At 64.8% G+C, this 3,760-nt stretch carries 3 protein-coding genes; 1 reads left to right on the forward strand and 2 read right to left on the reverse strand.

Going from position 1 to position 3,760, the window contains the following annotated elements:
- Positions 1–268: 268 nt before the first annotated feature.
- The gene (gene kbl / locus AC1VAN_RS14695) at positions 269–1,474 is read right to left on the reverse strand and encodes a glycine C-acetyltransferase (protein WP_032977415.1); all 1,206 of its coding nucleotides are present in this window, start codon (positions 1,472–1,474) and stop codon (positions 269–271) included.
- A gap of 211 nt (positions 1,475–1,685) precedes the next feature.
- Here kbl and AC1VAN_RS14700 point away from each other — a divergent pair, with 211 nt between their 5' ends.
- Positions 1,686–2,378, forward strand: coding sequence for a TorF family putative porin (locus tag AC1VAN_RS14700; protein ID WP_025878097.1), 693 nt, complete (start codon positions 1,686–1,688; stop codon positions 2,376–2,378).
- A gap of 194 nt (positions 2,379–2,572) precedes the next feature.
- On the opposite strand, the gene tdh is transcribed toward AC1VAN_RS14700, so the two are convergent.
- Positions 2,573–3,595 carry an L-threonine 3-dehydrogenase gene (gene tdh / locus AC1VAN_RS14705; RefSeq protein WP_032952044.1) on the reverse strand — a complete coding sequence of 341 codons (1,023 nt, stop codon included), beginning with the start codon at positions 3,593–3,595 and terminating at the stop codon, positions 2,573–2,575.
- Positions 3,596–3,760: the final 165 nt, after the last annotated feature.

Consider the following 3,760-nt stretch of genomic DNA (forward strand, 5'->3'; position numbering starts at 1 on the left):
GAAGATGACCGCCGACCAGTTCGATGCCTGGATGAAAGCCAATGGCATCCGCGTTGCCAAGGGCAACGGGCAGGATGCTGTCGCCAAGCCGGTGGTGGTCGCCAGCAAGGACGAGCCCAGGGACAAGAAGAAAAAGAAGAAATAAGGCCTGGCAGGTGCCGACCTTGGTCGGCACGCCCTGATGGGTAGCGCCGGGCCCGTGCCCGGCGAGCGCATGGCGCGGCTATCGGGAACCCGCCGGGCATGGCCCGGCGTTATCCGTGGATGATCAGCCCTTGATCACGCCCAGCTCGACACCGATGCGGGTGAATGCATCGATCGCGCGGTCCAGGTGCTCGCGGCTGTGCGCGGCGCTGATCTGGGTGCGGATGCGGGCCTGGCCCTTGGGCACCACCGGGAAGAAGAAGCCGATCGCATAGATGCCTTCTTCCAGCAGCCGCTCGGCGAATTTCTGCGCCAGCGGTGCGTCGTACAGCATCACCGGGCTGATCGGATGCACGCCGGGCTTCACGTCAAAGCCGGCAGCGGTCATCTTCTCGCGGAAGTAGGTGGTGTTGGCGGCCAGGGTGCTGCGCAGGTCATCGGCCGCGGCCAGCATCTCGAACGCCTTGATGCCGGCGGCGACCACGTGCGGCGGCAGCGAGTTGGAGAACAGGTACGGGCGCGAGCGCTGGCGCAGCAGCTCGATCACTTCGGCGCTGGCGCAGGTGAAGCCACCCAGCGCGCCGCCCATGGCCTTGCCCAGGGTGCCGGTGATGATGTCGATCTTCTCCAGCACGCCCTTGACCTCGGCCGAGCCGCGGCCCGACGCGCCGAGGAAGCCGGTGGCATGGCATTCGTCGATGTGGACCAGCGCGTTGTACTTCTTCGCCAGCGCGGTGATTTCGTCCAGCGGCGCGATGAAGCCGTCCATCGAGAACACGCCGTCGGTGGTGATCAGCTTGGTCTTGCAGCCGGCCGCATCGGCGGCCTGGAGCTGCGCTTCCAGATCGGCCATGTCGCAGTTGGCGTAGCGGAAGCGCTTGGCCTTGCACAGGCGCACGCCGTCGATGATCGAGGCATGGTTCAGTGCATCGGAAATGATCGCGTCGTTCTCGCCCAGCAGCGGTTCGAACAGGCCGCCGTTGGCGTCGAAGCAGGCCGCGTACAGGATGGTGTCCTGCTTGCCGAAGAAGTCGGCGATCTGCTTCTCCAGCTGCTTGTGCAGGTCCTGGGTGCCGCAGATGAAGCGCACCGATGCCATGCCGAAACCGTGGCTGTCCAGCGCGTCCTTCGCGGCCTGGATCAGGTCAGGATGGTCGGCCAGGCCGAGGTAGTTGTTGGCACAGAAGTTCAGCACCTTGCGGCCGTCTTCCAGGGTGATCTCGGCGGACTGCGGGCTGGTGATGATCCGCTCGGACTTGAACAGGCCCTGGGCGCGGATGGCGTCCAGTTCCTCAGCATAGTGGCGGGTCAGGGCGGAGGAGTCGGTCATGGCGTGGGCACGGCTCAGCACGGGAAACCACTGATTCTACCGGGCATCGACGGCTGCGGACCGGGCCGGATGGGGCACCGCCATGGCCGGCACATGTTGCATCGCAATAGCAAACGGGTTAAAAATTCGTGAACCGGGGCTGTCTGGCTCCGGTTGCTGCGCCCGCTGCAGATCCCCGCCTTCCACGCCACCGACCCCACCGGAGACGCTCATGAAGCACGCCCGTGCCTGCCTCGCCATTGCCGCCGCCCTGACGCTCGCGCCGTTCGCCGCCAGCGCCCAGGACAACGAATCTCCGTACAGCTGGAACGTCACCGCCGTCTCGGACTACCTGTTCCGTGGTGTGTCGCAGACCGATGAGGATCCGACCCTGCAGGCCGGCTTCACCTACACCAGCCCGGTTGGCCTGTATGCCGGTGTCTGGGGTTCGGGCGTGGACTTCGGTCCGGGCGATCCGAATACCGAGGTCGACTACCTTATCGGCTACGGCGTGGACGTGACCGAGCGCGTCAACTTCGACGTGCTGTTGAACCGTTACACCTACCTCAAGGCCAGCCACCAGAACTACAACGAGCTGATCACCACCACCACGCTGGACGACACCTACAAGCTGACGGTGGCCTACAGCAACGATGTGTGGAACAGCAGCACCGACGGCTGGTACTTCGGCCTGGGTGGCAGCTGGGGCCTGCCGAAGGACTTCACGCTCAACGCCAACGTCGGCCGCAGCACCTTCGAGGACGGTATCGCCAAGGACTACACCGACTGGAACGTCGGCGTCGCCCGCCAGTTCGGCCTGTTCAATGTCGGCCTGGGTTACTACGGCACCGATGGCAACGGCCGCGACAACTCCGGCAAGCTGGCCCACAGCCGGGTGATGCTGAGCGTGGCCGTAGGCAAGTAACGCCGCAGGCGTTACGGTAGGTGCCTGGCTTGCCTGGCTTGCCTGGCACGCTTCACGAAAAAGGCGCCCAATGGGCGCCTTTTTCGATTCCGCAGCGTTCTTGATCCCATCTGGAGGAGAGCCCCCTTGTTGTTCAAGGGGGCGCGCCGACGGCGCAGGGATAAGGAAACCTGCGGGGGAATTGACCCGAAGGGTCAATTCCAGCTGAGGACCACCTTGCCGGCCTTGCCTTCTTCCATCAGGTCGAAGCCCTTCTGGAAGTCGTCGATCGGCAGCTGGTGGGTCATGACCTTGCCGAGCGGGAAGCCGGACAGCACCAACTGGGTCATCTTGTACCAGGTCTCGTACATCTTGCGGCCGTAGATGCCCTGCACGGTCAGGCCCTTGAAGATGATCTTGTCCCAGTCGCAGCCGGCACCCTTGGGCATGATGCCGAGCATGGCGATCTTGCCGCCGTGGTACATGCAGTCGAGCATGTCGTTGAACGCGCGCGGGTTGCCGCTCATTTCCAGGCCCACGTCGAAGCCCTCCATGTGCAGTTCCTTCATCACGTCCTTCAGCGACGTGTTGGCGACGTTGACCACGCGGGTGGCGCCCATGTCGGCGGCCAGCTTCAGGCGGAAGTCGTTGACGTCGGTCACCACCACGTTGCGTGCACCGATGTGCTTGCAGATGCCCGCCGCGATGATGCCGATCGGGCCGGCGCCGGTGATCAGCACGTCTTCGCCGATGACGTTGAATTCCAGCGCGCAGTGCGCGGCATTGCCGTACGGGTCGAAGAAGGCGGCCAGCTCGGAGGGGATCTGGTCGGGGATCGGCCACAGGTTGCTGGCCGGCATCACCATGTATTCGGCGAACGCACCGTTGACGTTGACGCCGATGCCGACGGTGTTCGGGCACAGGTGCGGACGACCGCCGCGGCAGTTGCGGCAGTGGCCGCAGACGATGTGGCCTTCGGCCGACACGCGCTGGCCGATCTCGTAGCCGGTCACGCCCGGGCCGATCTCTGCGATGCGGCCGACGAACTCATGGCCGATGGTCAGGCCCGGCTTGATCGTGCGCTGGCTCCATTCGTCCCACAGGTAGATATGCAGGTCGGTGCCGCAGATCGCGGTCTTTTCCAGCTTGATCAGGACCTGGTTGGGGCCCGGGGTTGGCACCGGAACCTCTTCCATCCAGATGCCCTTGGCCGCTTCGCGCTTGACCAGGGCCTTCATCGTTTGCTGCGCCATCGGGGTGGAACTCATCAGGGGGAAAGCGCGGATTATAGGGCGCCACGCAGAATTCCCATGCTGCGCTGCGGGCGCAGCGGTGGAACGAAAGCTGTGCGCAGGCGGGCGTTTCGAACAGCGCCACTGCGTTCGCCGGGCATGGCCCGACGC

Source organism: Stenotrophomonas sp. 05L44_2 (assembly GCF_056665995.1).

Coding starts and splice junctions, on each gene's coding strand:
- kbl (WP_032977415.1), bottom strand. CDS start 1,474: ATGACCGACTCCTCCGCCCTGACCCGCCACTATGCTGAGGAACTGGAC.
- AC1VAN_RS14700 (WP_025878097.1), top strand. CDS start 1,686: ATGAAGCACGCCCGTGCCTGCCTCGCCATTGCCGCCGCCCTGACGCTC.
- tdh (WP_032952044.1), bottom strand. CDS start 3,595: ATGAAGGCCCTGGTCAAGCGCGAAGCGGCCAAGGGCATCTGGATGGAA.